The sequence below is a fragment of the Terriglobales bacterium genome (assembly GCA_035567895.1).
In the GTDB taxonomy this organism is placed as follows: domain Bacteria; phylum Acidobacteriota; class Terriglobia; order Terriglobales; family Acidobacteriaceae; genus Gp1-AA112.
The window spans coordinates 1-3272 of the sequence record DATMPC010000037.1; the positions used below are offsets into that span (position 1 = coordinate 1).

Genomic DNA, 3272 nt, shown 5'->3' on the forward strand with positions numbered 1-3272 from the left:
CAGCCTTACGCGCGCGAACGAAGTGACCATTCGCCAGCTTCTCTCGCATACGTCTGGTTATCAAGACTATTGGCCGCAGGACTACGTGATGCCCATGATGCTGCAGGCAGTTACGGCAGAGAAGATTCTAGACATATGGGGGCACAAGCCTCTTGATTTTGAGCCCGGAACGAAGTGGCAATACAGCAACACGAATTACGTCATTGCCGGGGTGATCGTCGAAAAGGTCAGCGGCGAGCCGTTGCTTCAATTTCTGCAGGAGAAAATATTTGCGTCTCTCAATATGAAGAGCGTGGCAGACACTGACAAGACCAAGCTCGGCGACACCGATCCCACCGGATACTTGCGTTATGCACTCGGGCCGTCGCGCCCAGCACCCAAGGAAGGAACCGGCTGGCTCTTTGCCGCGGGCGAATTGGCTATGTCTGCGGAGGACCTGGCTAGGTGGGACATTTCAATCATCGATCAGAATTTGATGAGCCCCGAGTCCTATCGGGAGTTTGAAACCGAAGTCCTGCTGAAGAACGGCCTGGGAACCCGTTATGGACTCGGCGTAATGGTCCGCTCAGAGTTTGGCCATCGAGAGTTGTCCCACGATGGCGAGGTTTCCGGTTTCACATCAGATAATCTTGTGTTTCCGGACGAGCGTGTTGCCGTGGTTGTGCTCACAAACCAGGATGCCGCCGCTGCTTCGGAAGCGATTGCCACGGGCATTGCACCGCTGCTGCTCGCCAGCGACGATCCGGCGACTCCGCAAAAGCTTGCACAAGCACGGCAGATCTTCGACAGTTTACAACACGGCACGATTGACCGTTCGCTTTTCACCGACAATGCCAATTTCTATTTCAATGAGCAGGCGCTAAAGGATTTTGCTAGTAGCTTAGGTCCGCTCGGTACCCCGACAGAATTTATCCAGACTCGTCAAGCGTTGCGCGGGGGGATGAAGCTGCGCGCGTACACGGTCAAGTTTCCGAAATCGGAGTTACGCGCCTGGACCTACGAAATGCCGGACGGCAAGCTCGAACAGCTCCAAATCGCGCCTCTGGATTAGGGCGGTTCTGTGAATTTTGCTCGCACCAAGCACACCAGTTTCAAACTGGAGGTAGGCGACGGGTGTCAGCGTTGCGGGAGTCGAAACCGTGGGACGACCGGGATTCGCGTCTGGCGCATCTGCTGCCGCTGATTGCGCGGAAGCAGATTGAGCAAATGACTTAACTGAGCCGATGCATAACAGAATCGTCGGCACCAAGAGAAGGAGTCCACGCCGCGCGAACATTTTCAGTGCGAACGGGGCGCCGCGTACCAGACGTAATAAGTTCCAAGTCCTGTTAGCAAGACTACCCACCACAGGGCCAGCTCAATCCGCATCCACAGCTTCCAGCGCTGGAACCGCCACGAATGGGGAAGGATGTTCGTTCCGGCGACCAACAGGATGTACAGCCCGAAAACCTCAGCCAAAGCCCCGAGGACACCGTGGGCGGCGGCAATGGCGTAGCTTCGTTTCCAGAGATGACTGGAGAGTCTCGGCACAACTCGCACGCGTAGAGATGGCCACATCACTAGAGCAATCATCGGGAGGTTGAGGATCAGCACTACAGCTTGGCAAGCGCCGTGCGCTGAGTAGCGTTTCGTTCGAGCTAAGTAGGCCCCAACGAGCAGTGCGACGCCCATCGCGACTTGGATTACGAGATTCAGGTCTGCAATGAAACTGGCCCAGGTTCCAAGGAGTCCTTTCATAAATCCCTTCCTGTTGCGCTTCCGTCTGCTGTCGCTCTTCCAAATCTGCTGCACACTTCTAAATCCGAAAACACAAAGGGCCCGGCTTCGTTCGTTGAGGCCGAGACCCTTGTTGAGCCTTTGTTTGTAGGGCGCTAGCCGACGCCTAACCGCCGTAGTTATCGACGATCGCTTCTTCTGCGACTTTTGTTTAGTCTTGGCCCGCCGCTCGATTTCTCATTGACCCGGCCCGCCTTCACCGAATCACTGACAGCTCGCAACGTCGTTGTATGCATCATCTGAGGTGCATGCATGCTGTTTGGCAGCCGCCGCCAGCGCCTGGTTATTCCGCAGAATCCAGAGTCCCTCGCGGTTCGTGATGTAAACCAGGTTGCGTGCTTCATCATCGAGGGTGCTTGTGACCCCGGAGAAACTTAGAACGGTCCGAGGATTTGCCAGATCGCTCAGGTCCAGTACCTTTACAGTCCTCGTCGACGGAGGCGGAGCGGCTGCCATCGAGTCACTGTCCGGCCCTTCAGCGAGAGCGAGTCCGCTGCTGACCATTTGCAATCTGCCAGTGGACGCCTCATTAGGCCACGCCAAGCGCTTGATGACCTTCGGTTGGCCCGGATTCGTGACGTCTACGACCGTGACACCCTCATTCGAGTTCGCACTGATGTACAGGTACTGCTTGTCGCCGTTCTCGTGCAGGTCCATTTGGCTTGTCAGAGATCCCGACAGAGTTAAGTGCGCGACTACAGTCGCCGGCTGCTCGGAGGGCTTAGCGGCTCGATGTTTCGCATCAGCGCCTGGCGTCGTCGCAGCGAAAAACGCTAGAAGCACTAACGCTCGGATGCGTTCTTTTGCGATTGTTTTGTGAATTATTTGCATTGATTTCTCCTTCCATCCTCAAAATCGTTTCATCTAGTAAGACCGCCGACTTGCGCTTGTTATTCCGGCCGTTCGAATACGTCAGACGTCAGGGCGCAAGGTTCCTAGAGACGCCACATTGGGTCCGCTCAGGGTCGTTCCCGTTCCTTGTTCGATCGGGTTCGGTGGCAGCTACGACTGCCGCAACGTCGATTAGAAGATCCTGAAGGGCTAATTCAGACCGCGATTGAAATATTTCTTGATCAACTTTCATCTCGACTCCAATCTATTTAATAAGTTCATGAGTTGTCTGAGTTGCTTGTAATCCAAATGACTGCTACAGACAGGAGCGGCCGCGGAGATATTCAGAAAGAGAGGATTTCTTTGGCGAAGTACCCACGGAATACCGGAGCTTATTCATACCCGGCGAATTCCTCGGCGCGGATGTCCTCCTCAGAGATTCCTGAGCTGATGAGCATCTGGCGCACGCCGGTAACCATGGCAGAAGGGCCAGCAACGTAGTAGATCGGAGCATTCAGATCCGGAATCCACTTGGATAGCATTGCGATCGAAATTCGGCCCGTCTCGCCCTGCCAAGGCGTTCCCACTTTCTGGGGTTGTGTGACCGTGCATATGAATTTGTAGCGCTTGTTGTATTGCTCCATTTCCCGCAACTCTTCGAGGAA

At 55.0% G+C, this 3272-nt stretch carries 4 protein-coding genes; 1 reads left to right on the plus strand and 3 read right to left on the minus strand.

Annotated elements, in window-relative coordinates:
* Window positions 1–1051: serine hydrolase domain-containing protein (locus VNX88_08805; protein ID HWY68750.1), on the plus strand; the 1051-nt coding region annotated here is incomplete at its 5' end.
* Between the two features lie 227 nt (window positions 1052–1278).
* Here VNX88_08805 and VNX88_08810 read toward each other — a convergent pair.
* The 3 genes from VNX88_08810 to VNX88_08820 all read right to left on the minus strand — a co-directional run.
* Window positions 1279–1737: a DUF420 domain-containing protein gene (locus VNX88_08810; protein HWY68751.1), complete on the minus strand. Its 459-nt coding sequence runs from the start codon at window positions 1735–1737 to the stop codon at window positions 1279–1281.
* Between the two features lie 243 nt (window positions 1738–1980).
* Window positions 1981–2607, minus strand: coding sequence for a hypothetical protein (locus VNX88_08815; GenBank protein HWY68752.1), 627 nt, complete (start codon window positions 2605–2607; stop codon window positions 1981–1983).
* Window positions 2608–2999: 392 nt separating this feature from the next.
* The coding region (locus tag VNX88_08820) for a hypothetical protein (protein HWY68753.1) at window positions 3000–3272 on the minus strand (273 nt) is incomplete at its 5' end.